The organism is Vibrio sp. YIC-376, from assembly GCF_052353105.1.
Classification (GTDB): domain Bacteria; phylum Pseudomonadota; class Gammaproteobacteria; order Enterobacterales; family Vibrionaceae; genus Vibrio.
On the sequence record NZ_JBBWFK010000009.1, the window covers coordinates 163,043 to 180,622 of the forward strand.

12 protein-coding genes and 1 tRNA gene are annotated in these 17,580 nt (G+C 40.0%); 3 read left to right on the forward strand and 10 right to left on the reverse strand.

All coding sequences use genetic code 11. The features are described 5' to 3' along the window. Positions 1–155 precede the first annotated feature (155 nt). Positions 156–983, forward strand: a complete 828-nt coding sequence (locus WJM94_RS17580; RefSeq protein ID WP_444495495.1) for a phosphate ABC transporter substrate-binding protein — start codon at positions 156–158, stop codon at positions 981–983. A gap of 62 nt (positions 984–1,045) precedes the next feature. Here the strand turns inward: WJM94_RS17580 and WJM94_RS17585 are convergent, their stop codons facing one another. Continuing rightward, complete coding sequence (locus tag WJM94_RS17585; protein ID WP_444495496.1) at positions 1,046–1,726, reverse strand: MaoC family dehydratase; 681 nt, start codon at positions 1,724–1,726, stop codon at positions 1,046–1,048. Between the two features lie 327 nt (positions 1,727–2,053). Here WJM94_RS17585 and WJM94_RS17590 point away from each other — a divergent pair. Then, positions 2,054–2,144 (forward strand) — tRNA-Ser (locus tag WJM94_RS17590). A 105-nt stretch (positions 2,145–2,249) separates the two neighbouring features. Here the strand turns inward: WJM94_RS17590 and WJM94_RS17595 are convergent. From WJM94_RS17595 to WJM94_RS17635, 9 genes are all read right to left on the reverse strand, one after another. Continuing rightward, entirely contained in the window at positions 2,250–4,244 is a 1,995-nt protein-coding gene (locus WJM94_RS17595; RefSeq protein WP_444495497.1) for a lipopolysaccharide biosynthesis protein, read from the reverse strand. After that, on the reverse strand, positions 4,234–5,016 hold the full coding sequence (locus WJM94_RS17600) for a hypothetical protein (protein WP_444495498.1): 783 nt from the start codon (positions 5,014–5,016) through the stop codon (positions 4,234–4,236). The genes WJM94_RS17595 and WJM94_RS17600 overlap by 11 nt, the downstream gene beginning before the upstream one ends. A gap of 4 nt (positions 5,017–5,020) precedes the next feature. Next, on the reverse strand, positions 5,021–5,719 hold the full coding sequence (locus WJM94_RS17605; RefSeq protein ID WP_444495499.1) for a hypothetical protein: 699 nt from the start codon (positions 5,717–5,719) through the stop codon (positions 5,021–5,023). A 116-nt stretch (positions 5,720–5,835) separates the two neighbouring features. Beyond that, on the reverse strand, positions 5,836–8,064 hold the full coding sequence (locus WJM94_RS17610) for a GumC family protein (protein ID WP_444495500.1): 2,229 nt from the start codon (positions 8,062–8,064) through the stop codon (positions 5,836–5,838). Between the two features lie 258 nt (positions 8,065–8,322). Next, positions 8,323–9,417 (reverse strand): O-antigen ligase family protein, encoded by a 1,095-nt coding sequence (locus WJM94_RS17615; protein ID WP_444495501.1) that lies wholly within the window; start codon positions 9,415–9,417, stop codon positions 8,323–8,325. 216 nt (positions 9,418–9,633) lie between these two features. Further along, positions 9,634–10,734 (reverse strand): glycosyltransferase, encoded by a 1,101-nt coding sequence (locus tag WJM94_RS17620; protein WP_444495502.1) that lies wholly within the window; start codon positions 10,732–10,734, stop codon positions 9,634–9,636. 38 nt (positions 10,735–10,772) lie between these two features. After that, complete coding sequence (locus WJM94_RS17625; protein WP_444495503.1) at positions 10,773–12,236, reverse strand: undecaprenyl-phosphate glucose phosphotransferase; 1,464 nt, start codon at positions 12,234–12,236, stop codon at positions 10,773–10,775. Between the two features lie 728 nt (positions 12,237–12,964). After that, positions 12,965–13,054, reverse strand: a complete 90-nt coding sequence (locus tag WJM94_RS17630) for a hypothetical protein (protein ID WP_444495550.1) — start codon at positions 13,052–13,054, stop codon at positions 12,965–12,967. Between the two features lie 293 nt (positions 13,055–13,347). Beyond that, complete coding sequence (locus tag WJM94_RS17635; protein ID WP_444495504.1) at positions 13,348–14,478, reverse strand: polysaccharide export protein; 1,131 nt, start codon at positions 14,476–14,478, stop codon at positions 13,348–13,350. Between the two features lie 550 nt (positions 14,479–15,028). On the opposite strand from WJM94_RS17635, the gene WJM94_RS17640 reads away from it, so the two are divergent. Beyond that, on the forward strand, positions 15,029–17,515 hold the full coding sequence (locus tag WJM94_RS17640) for a PKD domain-containing protein (RefSeq protein WP_444495505.1): 2,487 nt from the start codon (positions 15,029–15,031) through the stop codon (positions 17,513–17,515). Positions 17,516–17,580 lie beyond the last annotated feature (65 nt).

Genomic DNA, 17,580 nt, shown 5'->3' on the forward strand with positions numbered 1-17,580 from the left:
TGAAATGTAATTCTTTCGACCCAACAGTAACTCCCAATACTACTCTAGTTGAATATAGATACAACAAATCACAACGCCAAGCCGTGTCGATTCACAAAAGTGTAACCTGAACGAAATATCATAAGCGCTGCTTTATACCGTATATGGAGTTTAATATGTTTCGTTTTACTGTGGCGACTCTGCTAGCCATGGCCATTTCCCTTCCTTCAGCTATGGCGAAAGAAGTCAACATCTCAGGCTCGACCTCCGTCGCTCGTGTAATGGACGTGCTAGCTGAAGAGTATAATAAAACGCACCCTGATGATTATATTGCTGTTCAAGGCATTGGCTCGAGCGCAGGTATCACCATGGTGAACAAAGGCGTCGTTGAGATTGGAATGAGCTCCCGATATCTCACAGAAAGCGAAAAAGGTGAAGACCTTAATGTTTTCCCAATCGCTTATGATGGTCTGGCGATTGTAGTAAACCGTGCAAACTCTGTAGAAAACCTGTCTCAACAGCAAGTATTTGATATCTACAAAGGTAAAATCAAGAACTGGAAAGAAGTGGGCGGTACAGATCAACCTATCGCAGTTGTAACTCGAGAAGCTTCGTCAGGCTCGCGTTACAGTTTCGAAAGTTTAATGGGCCTGACCAAAATCGTAAATGATCGTTTGGTTTCAGATATCAGCCCAAATAACCTGGTTGTAAACAGTAACAGCATGGTGAAAACCATCGTAAACCATAATACTCGCGCAATCGGGTTTATCTCGGTGGGTTCAGTTGACCGCTCAGTGAAACCTATCCAGTTTGGTGGTATTGAGCCTACGCCAGAAAATATCGCAAACCACAAATACACTTTGGCGAGGCCTTTCCTGATTCTGTATAAAGTTGACGCTCTAGACAAAGCGGGAAAAGACTTCGTTGCGTTCTTGAAATCTGAAGAAGGCCAAAAAGCCGTTGCGGAATATGGCTACACGCCAGTAAAGAAATTCGATCAGTAAAAAACAGTTAAACAAAAAGAGAGCATTTTCATGCTCTCTTTTTTAATTCCATTAGTCGTTGATTAGAAATGTAACTGAATAACTGAAATAACGACTGCACCCGGACGACGCACACCTTCAATTTCAACTTTGATTTCACGCTCAATCTCAAGACCTTTCTTGATTGGCGTTACTTTAGTCAGCGTACTCACCGCACGAACGTTATTACCCGCTTTTACCGGATAAGGGAAACGTACTTGGTTTAAACCCAAGTTTACGACCAGCTTAGCTGTTGGGAAGAGAGGCCTATCTGAATCAACCGAATCTGTAAGTCTTGGTAGTAATGCTAAGGTTAAGAAGCCATGTGCAATGGTCGTTTTGAATGGTGACTCTTCAGATGCACGCTCTGGATCAGTATGGATCCATTGCATATCTTCGGTCACCGCACCAAATTGATTAATGCGAGCTTGAGATACATTGACCCATTCACCAACATGAATCACTTCACCGATTTTCCCTGCTAATTCTGCATAAAGTTTTTGAGCTTCAGGATCCATTACGATTGGAGCAGGTTGAGGCGCGACTTCTTCATTTATTGCTGGCTGCTGGTGATCGCGCACTTTCGAGAACAGGAAACTGTGTTGAGCTTTATCCAAAAAGTCACTCCAATAGTCGCGTAGCGTTGGAGACATCCAATTCATAAACTCGGATTGATGAGCAGAAATCGCATCAACTTTGTCTTTAAATAGATTTGTGACCTTCATAAACACCCTTAGAAATTTTAAGCACAACTGGCTCTACCAGTTAATTTTGAATTAGTTCACAGTATGTTGCAAACACTTTCGGGCGAACACATGTATACTCAAAGCATATAATTTCTTACAATTCATGAAGATAACAATAAAACACCATTTTATTGAATTCTATCAAAATGAAGTAAATACTCTACAAAATACCCTTTTTAAACGACCTTTTATTCTTTCTTACCTATCACAGCATAGACCTGTGATTACAAAACAAGCAAACAGTTCTTTTTCGTTAGTTCAAGGCTTTACAAGTTTTGCGTCACTCACTATTATACCTCCCGTAACGGAGAGATGGCTGAGTGGTTGAAAGCACCGGTCTTGAAAACCGGCATACGTTAATAGCGTATCTAGGGTTCAAATCCCTATCTCTCCGCCACTATTCAAAGAACAAAGCCGCTGATTTTCAGCGGCTTTGTTCGTTTCTGATCCGCCATCCTTTCACTGTTATCTCCTCAATACGGTTCTGCAAGCGAGTAACTGTTTAAACTTCGACGTTACGAGCATACCAGTTAGACTTTAGTAACATCGCTATCCTTTGCGCCCGTAACCCGATCTCCCCTTCAGATTCTGTCATATTAAGATATATGTCAGGCTTAAAGAGATTCGATAATGGTTTTCCAGGCTCACTAACTAATAAGTGAACACCTCGTGTAAACTGTGCTCTGGACACAAGTTCTCTATAAGCTATAGAAGAGATTAGATTCGTCATTAGATTACGTGGTATTTGAGCTTCACAGCCAATTTTCATCAGAACTTCATACAGTGTCGCCCTTGGAAATCGTTTCAATGCATGGTAGACCAAGTTTAAACAATACAGGGAATAAACAACCAATGACTTGTTCTGTTTTAAAGGCTTTAAAACATCTGATGAAGGGATACCTTCACTGCTTAAATTATTGATTATGATTTTTAGAATACTTGTTCTTTCTTCTTTGGTTAAACCATCAAGCTCCACAACAATGCCATCATTCCTTTTGTTTGATGACTGTTCGCCAATTAGTTTTGGCCTAATACGCAAAGCAAGAATTCGAAAGAACCATCGTACATCTGAATTGAAGACGTATGAAGGCCAAATAATCGCTTGCAGTAAAACTGAAATAAATAATACGGCAAGAACTCCGAAGAGAACCCCTAAATAACCTATCTCAAAATAGCGTAATAGTAAGGAGGTCCCCTGTAATAGAGGGAAGTAAAACAAAACTAACAGTCCAGCTCGCATATGTTTCAAGGCAAACCAACGCCAAGGTGCCTCCAACCAATGCAGGGTTAATTGAGCCATCAAGAAAAAATTCAAAACAATCGCTAATGACACTCCCAATGAAACACCAGGTAACCCCCACCATGATCCCACATAAGCACCTCCGGCTACAGCAAAAGCGTAAATCGCCAGTATAAAAGCCCTTTGATAGACCAAGCCAGTTGCCTTAGTTAAGGGGTCATTCACCTTATATCCCATACGAAAAATAATGGTGCACGACAATATCTGCAATGGTAGCACTGTCTCTGACCAACCAGATCCCAAGATAAGGTGAACAATTTCCGGCCCCAGTACGATGAACAAGACCGACATAGGAGCCATTACTGCTGAGCTGAGTGCTACGGCGTTGCCATAATAATCTTTTGCTTTTTTTCGATCATTTTGCAGCCGGGAATATAGAGGAAACATGATACGTTCCAACACCTGACCAATCAGCATCGATGGCATGCCAACTAATTGATATGCCCTGCCGTATATACCAACAGCAGCGGAACTCATTGTTGCAGCAACAACCAGATAGTCGACCTGAGTAGCAATATATCCCAATACTTTAGCGACACTAAATCCGCCAGACATCCACATAATTTGACGAAAAGTTCGATAATGAAAAGCCATTATCAGCGTTTTAGGCTTCTGCCAGATCATAAAGATGCATTTGACTCCAACCTGAGCTAAATATGCCCAAACCAAAGCCCATACACCAAAATCTTCCAGTGCCAAAATTACGCCAACCAGTGTATAACCAAACAAAAATGACATCATTTCTGCGAAAGCAACAGATGAGTACCTGAGTTCACGGTAAAGCAATCCTTCAGCGACCAGAGACGGTGCCTGAATGACAAATACAAATGAAAGAGCCTTAATAACAGGGATGATATCTGGTTCAGATAATGCTTTTCCTATCAAAGGAGCAAAGTAAAACAGTAAGACGACAGCACAAAATGCAAAAAACCATGAAATCAGTGAAGCGGTTCCAATATCTTGTACAGACAAATGTTCTCTCTGGATAATAACTGGTCTTATCAATGACTCTGTAAATTGACGCCCTAAGCCAACAACGACCAATGTTGCTGTGACCAGTCCAAACCCTTCCTGACTGATATACCTAGCCAATACCGCAAGCAGTAATATTTGGCCGAACCCCTGAGTTATCGCTGCCACTGTGGTTATCGCAGCACCATCGAGCACACGAGAAGAATGTGATTTGTCATTTCCCATTTAATGTCTTCTTAATCACATCGATGACACTTTTAACCGTATCAGCGTAAGTCTGTTCAGTATCAATCTGGTAGATTTCTTCATTACCCATTCGATGCCAGCTTTGCGCATGTAGGCGACGAGATTCTATATACCCATCCCCTTCTTTGTCTTCTTTGACTCTCTCTCTGTTGCGCTGTTTTGCTGTTTCAAGAGAAACACTAAGCTGAAAAACAATATCTGGGGCTGGAATTTGCTTATATATTCGATTTTCTATCAATGCTAATTGATTGTATAACCACGCCTTGAACCCTTTTTGATCTAGATGCAAAGTAAGCCTTGCGCTGTCCACCGCTCCAGAGCGATATGAAGGGTAACGGTCACATACAATAAACATATGATTATTGGCAGCTCTATGACTGGAAACTAACAGTTGACGACGATCCCAAGCAATACAGATATTCCAGAGAGCATTGAGCAGTTCTGAAAAGCAAATAGTGTTTCGTTGGGGTTCTTCCACATCGCTGATATCAGAATTTTGTGGCGCGGTAACATAACCCTTTAACCTTGATGTCCTACTTTTTGGAAACAGCACTTTCACCAAGGGTAATAATATACGTACAGGATACGTTAACCAGGTTGCGGGTGGTTTCCCAACATGTACGACACGGACTTTGTACATGGATGCTAGCCAGCCTTCCAACTCACGAGCTATCGTAGTCTTACCCGTCGCTTCAGGTCCCACTAGTGCTATCACCGCTGCACGACCAATCCCCTGTTCATGCTCTGCCATATATTCATCCACTAATCAAAATTTCAATAATTTTATTTACATCAGAATTCTGATAGCCATTAGTAACGACAGGTTTAACATTGCTACAGGAATTAACGGCGACTAACCTTGGTCTGATTTCAGAAGATGCTGTAATGCATTCAAATACTTCTAAGGCATGACTGATGAAGGCTTCCACCGCTTCAAAAGAACCAGCTCTGATTCGTTCATGACCGCGAACCACCGTTCGCTCTATAAGCACTCTTTTAGGTGCGGACACTAGTATCACAGCGTCTGGGATAGGTATCTGTGAGAGAAGCTTATCTACTTGTTTTATATCAGGAGAAATCGACTCATAAACAAACAAATAGTGGACAATATGTAAGATGCCTTCATCAAGAACTACAATATTCTCCGCATTGTCACAATGACTAATCAACTCATAAATACCGATATTTCGAAGCACTATCCGTGCTATTTTTATCCGCTCGCGTAAACTGACGGTAGGAGGAAGATGTTTCAGGTAAGCGAAAGATAATTTCAGTATGGGTATGTTTTTACGACAATAAAGTAAACAACAGACCAAACCGATCAGGTTAATAGCAATTCGCCTAAGCATCACATTTTTTAACCAAGACAGATGTGTGGCCCGCAAAACAAACGTCTGCGCAGCTATCACTTCAGGACGCTCACCCTGATGCTGGTCGACTATTTTTTTCAGCAACGTCGATTTCCCGGAGCTGGTACAGCCTATTAACTCGACGATCAAAATATACTTCTCCCCCTAAACTAAAAATCATCGATTTTATTTACACATATCATCAAACTAAAACGTTATCGCTACTTATAGTGGCCGTAATAATCATTATAATATTTGTAGTGTGAGGTAAATGGGTCATCCAACCCGTTGGCAACAACTTTAATCGGTTGATCTTTTACCCGCAGCAGTTTCTCTATGCCGCTTTTAATCTGCATTATCTGTGTCGAACCGGTTCTAACCACATAAACCACCATGTCGGTATAGGTGGAAATAATTTCGGGATCACTGACTAACAGAACTGGTGGGCAGTCAAGAATAACCCTGTCATATTCTGATGCTAACGATTCCAGCAGGTGCTTAAATTCAGAAGACCCAATGACCACCTTAGAATCTTGAGTCTGGGTGCCGGCATGAATTACCTTAAAGTTTTTATGTTCAACCAAACAATCTTCTAAACATGCTTTTCCTTCAATTAACTCTGCTAATCCCGGAATCTTGGCGTCAATGTTGAGCCCGCTAGCCATTACCGGGCGGCACAAGTCACATTCAACAAGCACAACTCGTTCGAATAGACCGCAAACATAAGCCAAACTCATCGCAAGGTTAGATTTGCCTTCATGGCTCAAACTGGATGTCACCATAACCGTTTTATTCGGTTTTTCACTAAGGATTATCCCGGCACGCAAAGAATGCATAGCTTCGAGAAAGCGTCTCTCAGGGACGTCATCTCTCAACTTATTGAGCAATAAATTGGGCTGTTTAGATTGCTTAGTTTCAAGCATCGGTACAACACCCAACAACTGATATCCCAGCTTAAGTTCAACGTCCCCGATATTAGTCAGACGGTTATCCATTGCGTCACGGACAAATGAGATAAAAACACCAAAAAATAAACTGACCGCAAAAGCCATCGAAATAGTTAAAGCTTTCTGTGGCTTAAATGGTTCATAAGGTACGATTGCTGGGACAATTATCCTGGCATTCACCGATTGGGCATAAGTCAACTCCGTCGTTTCCTTTACTCTCTTCGAAAAGAGCGCATAGAGCTCACGATTCGTGTCAACTTCTCGTTTTAAAGCATCCAGTTCAGAGGCTTTCCTACCCAATTCATGATAGCGATTTTTTGTTGCTTCAATGGCCTCTTGAATAGAGTTCTCATTAGCGGCGGTAGCTTCATATTTTGTCTTGATTCCTTGAATGACGCTTGTTGCCTGACTGAGTAAATTATCCTCTATGATTTTCACATTTTCTCGTGCGGCAACCATCAAAGGATGACGCGACCGATAGCGAACGCTAAGTTCTCTGACTTTTTGTTTGGCCATTCCTAGCTGGTTCTTAAGTTGCTGTATCAAAGGATCATTGAGAATTTCTGGAACGGAAGGCATAGAATTAACTGTCTTAGAAGAGTCCGAGCCCCAACTCGCTACCTGCGAATAAGCATTTTTTGTTGAAGATAGTTGCTGTTGAATTTCGACCAACTTGGTTGTTAATTCATTCAACTTCAAGGAAGGCAAATGTTGTAGACCATCTGAATCAACCAACTGTTCTTTCTCGCGAAAAGCTTGAAGCTCCTGCTCAGACTGTTCAAGAGTGCTTTTTAAGGCTGAAAGTCTATTGCTCATCCACTGTTCGGTAGACTTAGTAATAGATAGTTTTGCGTCCAGAGCACTCTGTAAATAAACATCAGCATGAGTATTGACAACAGCAGCGGCCAACTTAGGGTCTGTAGAACTGAACTTTATTTTTACTAACTGCGTGTTGTTTACCGGAGCAATTTCGAGATTTTCAAAATACTTCTCAAGCGCACGATTCATTGGATCTACGGGTATTATCACTTCTGTTGTTGGCGCAGCAACGCCAAAAAAATGAGTCACCCAATCCCTGGCATCACTCAGATAACCGGAAATGCTTTCAGTAATAAAGCCAACACTGAATTTATCATTGTCATTCCTGGTAAGAACATCAACCAAGCCTAATTTATTGATAACTTCCTCAGCTAAAGGACGAGACTTCAGTATCTCGGTTTGAGTTTTATAGAACTCGTCATTATTTCTGCTATCGGGAATATAGATTTGCTCAATGGAGATCATTCTTGGCGTTTCAGGTTCGAAAATGACGGTGGCACTAGTCTTATAAACTGGTGGGATGAGTGAAACTACAAACGCAACGAGCAAGGTGGCAACTACAGATAATAGCAGTATTTTCCACCAGGCTCTCTTGATCACAGCAAAATAATCACGAAGGGACACTTGATTTTCCCTGCTCCATGGTGTGTCTTGCTCAAATTGTGGTATGTTGTTGTTAAACATGATTAAACAAGCTCCGAGCTAAAGTGATCAGATCGTCTGCTTTACCAGATTGATAAGATCTACTTATATTGACTCCTGGTTAATAGCCATCTCTGACAAAGTCGATAATTCTGCCCTTTCACACAAACCTTCTACTACTACGACTTTTTAACCCCGGCCTGACTGCCGTTGACTCAACCGAGAATGCCTGAAACTCTCCTAAAAAAGTTGAGCTAACCGAAAACGAAAGTAAGTCAACAAAAGTTCAGCTTCATATGATTACCTTTCTACGAAATCGCTATTTAACTTTGCTTTATTTATATTAGTATAGGTAACGAACATAGACGAATGGACAGAAAGATAAGAGACAAAAAAAGCGAAGAAAAAGACAGTCTGAGGCCCCATAGAATCACTCATCATATTAGACAGCAGATAAGCAATTATAGAAATCTTGCAAATTTTAGCTTTTTTATTACCCGACGAATTGTCAGGCATATAAATACGATATGAAACTATTGCGTAAATAAAACATATTATAGTGACAAAACCAGCGGGTCCAAACATCCGCATATAATCTATTACTATATTATGACTGTGACGTATAGGATCAGGTAAAGTACTGGTTAATCCTTCACCAAGATATGGGTAACTGGTACCTACTTTCCACGAGTATTCCCATATTTCTATTCTCGACGCAACAGTACGGTATTCAAGCACAGTATCTGGCGAAAGAGTAAAGAGAATTTCGAAAAGTCTTGGATTAACAGACATTAAGACTCCGCTCTCTTTTATTAGAAATAACGCTAAAAAAAGAAAAATAATCCCAAAAATAAATTTAGTCATGTTCTTACGGGCAACAAAAAAAGACAATAAAATTAAAAAGGAAACAATAATGTTTGTTTTAGACCCTGCCAATAGCAGCAACATAAAACAAACACCTACCATAGCTAAAGCGAAAAGCTTGTTGATCAATCGTTGATGCGTTTCAATTTTATCAACGTAAAAGATAAATGTCGTTGTTACAACAATGGCTAACTGATTTGGATTTGCAAAAAGACCGGTATATCGATCATAGCCTTCATAGTAAGAAGTTCCAAGATTAAACCCTGCTTTCTGCATCAAAGCGGCTATAAAATTAAGTATCAATCCTACAGTAATAAAAACATAAAAATGCTCAAAAAAGGTATTATCATTATAAAAAACAAAAGAAAAATACAGATAACAGGTAATGAAAATTATCAGAGAAATTAACGCTCTGGACACTATTCCTTCATCAGAAAGCACCACGCTCAAAACATGTAGAAAAAATAGCATCAATAGTGAAATGAATAACATGCTATTTTTTCTTGCTTCGTAATGGTAGAAAGACAACATAGTCTTGTCTTTCAATATGATGAAAAACAACATGGTAAAGCATATCAATATGTATACATAAGTAAGACTCACACTTGAATTGCCGATCCTCATCAGGCTGGGCATACAAGCCAAGGCTATACCAATTATCATCAATGATGCAAAGGTGTTTGTTAAGTAATGTCTGTTCATTTTATACCATGTTTCCTACCAAAATTCGTATTCAACAGCGCAATCCTAATACTCTCCCTTATATAACTTTAGCCACTTCATTTTTACATCGTTAATATCAAAATCATTTTTTGCAAGTTTGAATGAGCACTGCCTCATATTTGAAATACGCTCAGGGTCATTTTTTAATGTTTGGATCGCGTAGATATAATCGGTGACACTATTACATGCAAAGCCATTATTGTACTCACCACTGACACCTTCATCTCGTCTAGGAGATAAGCAATCCAAATTTTGGAGACAAGTTGAAGTTACTATAGGCATAGCTAGAGACAGTGATTCGATCAAAACCCGTGAAAGTCCCTCCCACCTTGAGGGATGAAATAACAGTGAAGAATGACTTATTTTATTAAATAACTCAGATTGTTCAGTAAAATCTACAATATTAACGTTATCAGGTAACTGTCCATATTTCTTGATGACAGAGTCAAAATATCGGGGGTCAGCCGAACCTATCCAAGTAAATTCACTGTCTTTTAACTCTCGAGCAACTTCTAAAAAAATATCAAATCCTTTTTGGTAACAAATACGCCCGACTGAGATAACTTTAAACATATGATTATCAGGAGATTCAGGCATTTCTTTAACTGTTACTGAGTTATTGATATTAGAAATATGCCTAGTGAATTTTTTTCCCACTTCATATTCCCCCATACCACAGGTTACGGTATGTCCAAATAAAGACAAAAACATTTCAACGAGCAAAAAAATGAATCTACTGACAACATTCATATCTTGCCTAAGAAAGGCATATCCTCTTGGAGAATAGAAAACAAATGGTATATTTTTCCCTATCGCTGCGAGACGTACGTATAGACCACCAAAACTGCTATGTCCATGAATAGCAAAAGTGTCTTTATCAATAAACTTACGTATCAAAAGTGCATTTTTTAAATGACGTAACGCCCCTTTGGAAGACATCTCAATCCAGGTTATATCAGAATCAATATCTTTAATTTCTTCTTGTGTTTCATCACGACGGCAGTAAAAAACTGTTATTTCATAGTCTTCCTTAAGCAGGGAACACAGCTGTTTGATCGATTTGGCTGTTCCATATGCAAAGCTTTCTGTAACCTGAATTATTTTTCTCTTGTTATTATTGTCCATGATTCATCCTTACCGATTAGCATTTATGATGAATACCTCTAATACGCGTCATGTATAAATATTTTGAATGGCGTTAGTAGCAATATTTTCAAATCAAGCAACAGGCTCCAATTATTTATGTATTCAATATCATAAGTCGCTCTTTTTTCCATAAGATCCAGAGTTCTAATAGTGCAATCATCACCACCTCTGTATCCGCAGATTTGAGCTAGTCCGGTAATTCCGGGTTTGATGCGGTGGCGCAGCATAAAGTCTGGAATATATTGGCTGTAAAATTGGTTAACTTCTACAGCATGAGGTCTAGGACCAACAAGCGACATGTTACCTTGTAACACATTAAAAAGCTGTGGTAGTTCATCAATGCTTGTTTTACGAATAAACTTACCTACGGTGGTTACACGAGGGTCATTACGCTTCGCCAACTCAAACTCACTGTCAGCCTTTGGCGTATACATAGAACGAAACTTCCAGATCTCAATATAACTGCCATCCCAGCCGTGTCGTTTTTGTTTGAAAAACACGTTGCCAGGTGAAGTGATTTTTATCGCCACAGCTGTCACAATAAAAACAGGTGACAGAAGAATCAACATTACAAACGCAAGTACCCTATCCATTAAAGATTTGATCAACACTGCCGTAATTTTTTTCATTGGGCTTCCGGAAAGAATAAGTAATGGCAGTCCGGATAACTCTCTGATACCTCTGTCAATGGTATGAATTGACAATATATCCGGTACCCAAATAATATCGACACACTTATTATCAAGAAGATTCACTATTTCCTCTATTTGATTCAACTCTCTTAACATTAGAGTGATATACACTCTTTTAATGTTATATTTTTCAATAACTTCGCGTATATCACTTATGTCACCTAAGACGGGAGCAGAATCATCCCATGACTCTGAAGTCTTTAAAACACCAATCACATTTTCAGTAAGCCATATATTACCGTGAAGATTAGCGAGAAGATTTTTGCTAAGGTCATTGGTGCCAACGATCAAACAAGGTACGGAGTTAGTAACGAGAGAGCGATATTTTTTTGATACGAAATAGATCAAGCTATAACCACAAGCTTGAATGACTAATCCACCTATAGACCAGATAATGAATACATCTGAATGAAAGTCGTTGAAAGTGTCTATCAGATAAATAAAGAGCACCATAAATACTATAACGATAAACCAAGCTTTACTAAGAACCCAAAGCCCGAATAATAGAGTTCTTCGGCGTCCAAGCAATATCCCGCCTGATTGATGATAAACACCAACCATCTGAAATACGATGAAGATGGTCAAGCAGTTAATGATTGCCAAAATTTTATAAGTTTCAATATTAAATTCATGAAGCCAATAGCCTGCTCCTATCAAAACTAAGCAAGACGAAGCCATACTTAAGAAAAGTTGCACGTGAACAGACAGTGTTTCGTGATATCGATACAGCCTTTTATGCGCATACTGTTCAGTGAAATAATTCTTTTTATTGTCCCCCATGTCAGGCATTTTAAGTCCCACCATTACTGTGATTATTGACAAATCTCAGTATAGTGAGCATTTGAATCTCTGCACTACATCACAAAATTATTTTTTTCGATTCTGACTATTTAAATTTTTTCAAACGACAAAGTAATAAATTTAGAAAGGCTTGTTGTGATGAAAGATATCACTCGTGATTGTAGAGTTTTCTACCGTACAAAGCTTTCTTCTCAATTCTTGAGGCTAGCTAATCCTATGATTTCATACGATTAATATTTATGAAACGACACTTTCACGCCACATAAATAGTTACCTTCAGTGTGAAAAATTAAAGCCAGAAAAGAGTTGTAACCAAAGCCAAATTTGCGCTGCTTCATACTTTAAAAAACTACCGCTCAGCGAACCAAATGTATTAATGTTGAGAATAATTTAAAATTTGTGTATCCAATTTATTTTATAAGCTCACCATCGATTTGCTTTTCTTTTGTCAAGGTTCTAATTCAAACACTGACGTCATCGACACAAGAGAAGAGGATTCCATAAGACGAGAGCCAATCTAAAAGCGTGTTCATAACATCAATATTCCGTTTATCAAACGCATTTGAAATCACTCGTTTATAAGGAGGGTCCAAAACCAACTACGATTTTTATTAATTACAAATGACCACTGATCATCGATTTCACAAATGATTTCAATAATAGCGTTGTCGTATGAGATGGTTACTACTAGTCTTGGCGAGAGTTTTTTAAAGTATTTAAAACGGTGGCATGGCAATGTTCAACACTCGTCCAGTTCCTTTGACGCCAGAGCTGATCATTGCCATATCAACAATTTTCTCTTTAATGCCTAGTGAAAGGCTTCATCTACGTACTCCACAATTGAAAAGTTCGCTTGCAATCGAGGCAACAACACACAGATAGCTTTATAGCCAATATCGTTTTTACACGCTAAATAAGCATGGTTAAATAAGTTATACCTTTTTAGTGCCATGGACTATTGCAGAAAAAGCAACGATATTGGCTCGTTGTAGTCTATTTGACCCATGATCCACAAATTCGCTTACTCTGAATTAGGTAGAAAGTCCATTACCAAAATGCGTGGTTAAGGAATCGTAGCCCCAACGTTTTCCTAACTACACTACCAGTTTCGCACTCGAAGCGTACCCTCAGTCAATTCATTAAAGCCAGTAATCGTCGGTAGCATCAAACTTATAACACGGTTCCAACGCGCTATTGGAGCAGCGGTCACATAGACAACATCATAAGGCTGTAAATCAAATTCAGTACCGATGACCAACGCTGACGCATCTTTTATGTCAAGTTGATAGAGATCTGCCAAACGCTCCTTCTTATTATTAGAGATACGAATCACGAATACCCCTGTTGCGTCTGCCGAAAGTTCATTAATACCACCCACACTACTTAATGCTTCAGTGAGACTCATCCCAGATCGATCAATTTTCAGTAACTTCGGATCATTCACATCCCCCATTACAAACACCTTCTGTGAATCATTACGGGGCACATGAATAATGTCGCCTGCTTCCAGTAGCCGATTTTGCGTGAGGTCACCACGCTGCATTAACGCATAGAGAGAAATTTGTTGTTCCTCGCCATTACGAGTCAATGTGACGTTACGCCAGTCAGCATCTGGTGCTAACCCTCCCGCATTATTAACGGCATCCAATAGCGTTAATGGGACATTAGTAATAGGTTGTTGGCCTGGAGAAGATACCTCACCAGTGACATAAGCTTTTTGCGAACGAAAAGCTGCGACATTAACATCTACTTGAGGCCTTTCGATGTAGTCATTAAGTTTACGCGCAATTTCTCCACGGATTTGTGTAACGGTCTTACCGCTTACCTTTATGGATCCAATGTAGGGATAGAAGATGGTACCGTCAGCGTGTACCCAATTCCCGGCCTCCGATGCACTGCGGTACGAGCCAGCAGGAATGGTCAGTTCCGGGTGATCCCATACCGTTACATTCAAAATATCACCAGATCCAATGGTGTATTCATAAGTAGCGATTTGTCTATCTAACGCGCTGTTTGGCTGCGAACGTGCATTGGTAACCGTTCGAAAACTAGCGACAGAATAGGCGTCTAACGGATAGATATTGATTTTTTCTGATACTTCACTGCTTGAGGCGTCAGATTCAACAACGGTCTTATCACCTACGGAAATGTCTGAGCCTGGTACTATAGTGCAACCGACAAGAAATGTCGGTAGCACTATGGCTATTAGAAGAAATTTATTTGATTTCATGTGTGCTAACTCCCGTGAATACCATTCGCCTCCCCCATTCGGGAAACTTTTGAAGACAAGGGACTGCTCTGCCTTGTTTCTATTAATAAAAGTAAACATATGTACTTTAAGCAAGGCCACACTCTGATAAAAATCAAATAAATTTTTAAGGATTAATATCTCTAAAACTCATAACTTATGTAACATTTTTGCAAACTATTAAGACTTTGTTGATCTATTTTAGGAAAAATAATCATTTATCATCAATCTTTCCGCATTAATTAAAATACTTATCCTATTTTCTTAAAAATAAGAACATTATTAATGATATTAGCAATTATATATTTATCACTGAATTATAATTGAATGTGAATGGTAGTCACCATGGAAACTATTTGATTTTATAATTTATTGACGCAGTATTAACGGCAACAAAGGACATAATATTATGTTTATCAATAACATAAAAAACAAAATAGCTGAGGTATGTTTTTGTTCCAAAGATAAGACTATCGCTACTAACACATCCATTGTTCTTATTGTATTTTCAATATTATTTCCTTCGTATTTGATGGCAGATGATGTACAGGCAAACCTTATTCAAGTCATTGATACTTCAAATTATCCAAGTCCCGATCCTGCAGGTATTGTTTATTTGCCATCAGAAAACAAATTGTTGATGACAGATAGTGAAATCAATGAGATGGCTTGGCTTTTCCCCACCGACCAGATAAACGCCTTCAAAATTGATCCAATAACTGGCGGCGTGGTAGTGAATGGTCGCTATTCGACAATTCCGTTTAGTGATGAACCAACCGGTATAACAATCAACCCAGACAACCATCACTGCTTTATTTCTGATGACACAGGTACCAAGTCAATTTATGAAATTGACCCGGGTGTAGATGGCGTTTGTATGACATCTGACGATATCGTCACGTCATTTTCTACTTCAGATTTTGGCAGTAATGACCCTGAAGATGTCACATACGGTCAGGGTTTCTTGTATATTATTGATGGCGTATTAGATACTATTTTCCGTGTCGCCCCTGGCACTAATGGTCTATTCGACGGAGTCGACGATATTGTCACCAGCGTGAATCTCAGTAGTTTGGGAGTGACCAATCCTGAAAGCATCTACTACGACGCCACCACAGATACACTCTATTTAGTTGATGCTAGTGGACAATTTGTTATTCAGATCACCACAGATGGACAACTGGTTCGAACTATTGATATTTCCGCTGCGAGTCCCAAAAAGCCTTCCGGAATAACAATAATACCTCCAAGCAATCTGGGAGACTCCATCATTGTCTACATTGCTGCTCGTGGTTGGGATAATGACAGTGATCCACTTGAAAATGACGGTAAAATATATGTCATGGAGATACCGCCTTTCACGCAGGGTAACTCTGCACCAATAGTCTCAGCAGGAGCAGATCAGTCAATCACTTTTCCTAATCCCACAACGCTCGCAGGTGAGGTTTCTGACGATGGCCTTCCGAGTAGTACACTGACCAATCTCTGGACGGTGATCAGTGGTGAAGGAGAAGTTACCTTCGAAAATAACAGTGACCCACAGACTGCGGTTTCATTTTCTGCAGCCGGTAATTACGTATTGCGACTGACTGCCAGTGACGGAGAACTGCAAAGTTACGATGAGGTTACTATCAATGTTGCCCTGCAAAGTGGCCAATACGTTTTAAGTCGCCGTATTGAAGCCAGTACTGATGACGCCGAAGAAAAAGCAGATGGCCGTGTATCCACATCCAGTAGCGATTTAGAATTGGTCTATGATGGTACGGATCAAACTGTTGGTATGCGTTTTAATAATATTGACATTCCACAGGGAGCGACTATTACAGCGGCATATATCCAGTTCCAGGTTGACGAAGTGAAGTCGACTGACACGATTCTTACTATTGAAGGTGAACTTTCAGCTAACGCAGCGGGTTTTGTAAAAGAGAACATGAACATTTCCTCACGGCCTCGTACTAATGCATACGTCAATAACTGGAGCCCTAACCCATGGTTAATAGTGGGAGAAGCTGGAACAAATCAGCGAACTCCTGACATTCAACCCATCATTACCGAAATTATCAGCCAAAGCGGCTGGGCCAGTGGTAATTCACTTGCCATTATTCTTTCAGGAACGGGGGAACGTGTCGCTGAAGCATATGACGGCGACCAGAATGCTGCTCCTTTGCTTTATGTAGAATATTCCTATATTCCGGGGAACCTGCCACCAGAAGTATATGCAGGTGAAGATCAATCAATCACGTTGCCTGATTCGGCATACCTGGTAGGTGAGGTTTTCGATGATGGCATCCCTGGTAGTACATTGACGACAAGCTGGAGTAAAGTCAGTGGCGAAGGCGAAGTGACGTTTACAAGCATTAACGATACGCAAACCACAGCATCATTCTCTGACCCTGGCGATTATGTATTACGTCTCACAGCCAATGACGGAGAACTCATCGGTTTTGATGATGTTTCCATAACCGTTATTCAGGAAGGCGCTCAGATATTAACGCGTCGTGTAGAATCCAGTTCTGACGACGCCGAAGAAAAAGAGGGAGGTCGCGTATCAATAAACAGCAGCGATTTAGAACTTGTTTATGACGGTTCCAATCAAACTGTTGGTATGCGTTTTAATAATATAAGTATCCCCTCAGGGGCCACCATTACAGCGGCATACATCCAGTTCCAGGTCGATGAAGTGAAATCAACTGTCACGGATCTTACTATTAAGGGAGAAAAATCTGCCAACGCAACGGCGTTTGTAAGAGAAAATTTAAACATCTCATCGCGTCCACTTACTGAAGCTACGGTGAACTGGAATCCTGCCCCTTGGGAAGTAGTTGGCGAAGCAAGTAGCAAACAAAAAACACCTGATATCAGTAGCTTGATTATTGAAGTTATCTCCCAGGGTGATTGGATAAACGGTAATTCACTGGCTATCATTATAACCGGGACGGGTGAACGGGTAGCTGAATCATACGATGGTGACCCAGCGGGTGCTCCTCTGCTCTATGTCGAGTATACGCTGAATAATTGAGTTGTCTTAAATTAGGTGAATCGAATGTAAATGAAGATAGGATCATCCCATCAGCATTGATGCAT

What these genes read in the sequence shown, in the direction of transcription:
- WJM94_RS17600 (WP_444495498.1), bottom strand. Translation starts at nt 5,016, where the DNA reads ATGGCAGAGCATGAACAGGGGATTGGTCGTGCAGCGGTGATAGCACTA.
- WJM94_RS17585 (WP_444495496.1), bottom strand. Translation starts at nt 1,726, where the DNA reads ATGAAGGTCACAAATCTATTTAAAGACAAAGTTGATGCGATTTCTGCT.
- WJM94_RS17620 (WP_444495502.1), bottom strand. Translation starts at nt 10,734, where the DNA reads ATGGACAATAATAACAAGAGAAAAATAATTCAGGTTACAGAAAGCTTT.
- WJM94_RS17615 (WP_444495501.1), bottom strand. Translation starts at nt 9,417, where the DNA reads ATGTTGTCTTTCTACCATTACGAAGCAAGAAAAAATAGCATGTTATTC.
- WJM94_RS17635 (WP_444495504.1), bottom strand. Translation starts at nt 14,478, where the DNA reads ATGAAATCAAATAAATTTCTTCTAATAGCCATAGTGCTACCGACATTT.
- WJM94_RS17580 (WP_444495495.1), top strand. Translation starts at nt 156, where the DNA reads ATGTTTCGTTTTACTGTGGCGACTCTGCTAGCCATGGCCATTTCCCTT.
- WJM94_RS17640 (WP_444495505.1), top strand. Translation starts at nt 15,029, where the DNA reads ATGGCAGATGATGTACAGGCAAACCTTATTCAAGTCATTGATACTTCA.
- WJM94_RS17610 (WP_444495500.1), bottom strand. Translation starts at nt 8,064, where the DNA reads ATGTTTAACAACAACATACCACAATTTGAGCAAGACACACCATGGAGC.
- WJM94_RS17625 (WP_444495503.1), bottom strand. Translation starts at nt 12,236, where the DNA reads ATGCCTGACATGGGGGACAATAAAAAGAATTATTTCACTGAACAGTAT.
- WJM94_RS17595 (WP_444495497.1), bottom strand. Translation starts at nt 4,244, where the DNA reads ATGGGAAATGACAAATCACATTCTTCTCGTGTGCTCGATGGTGCTGCG.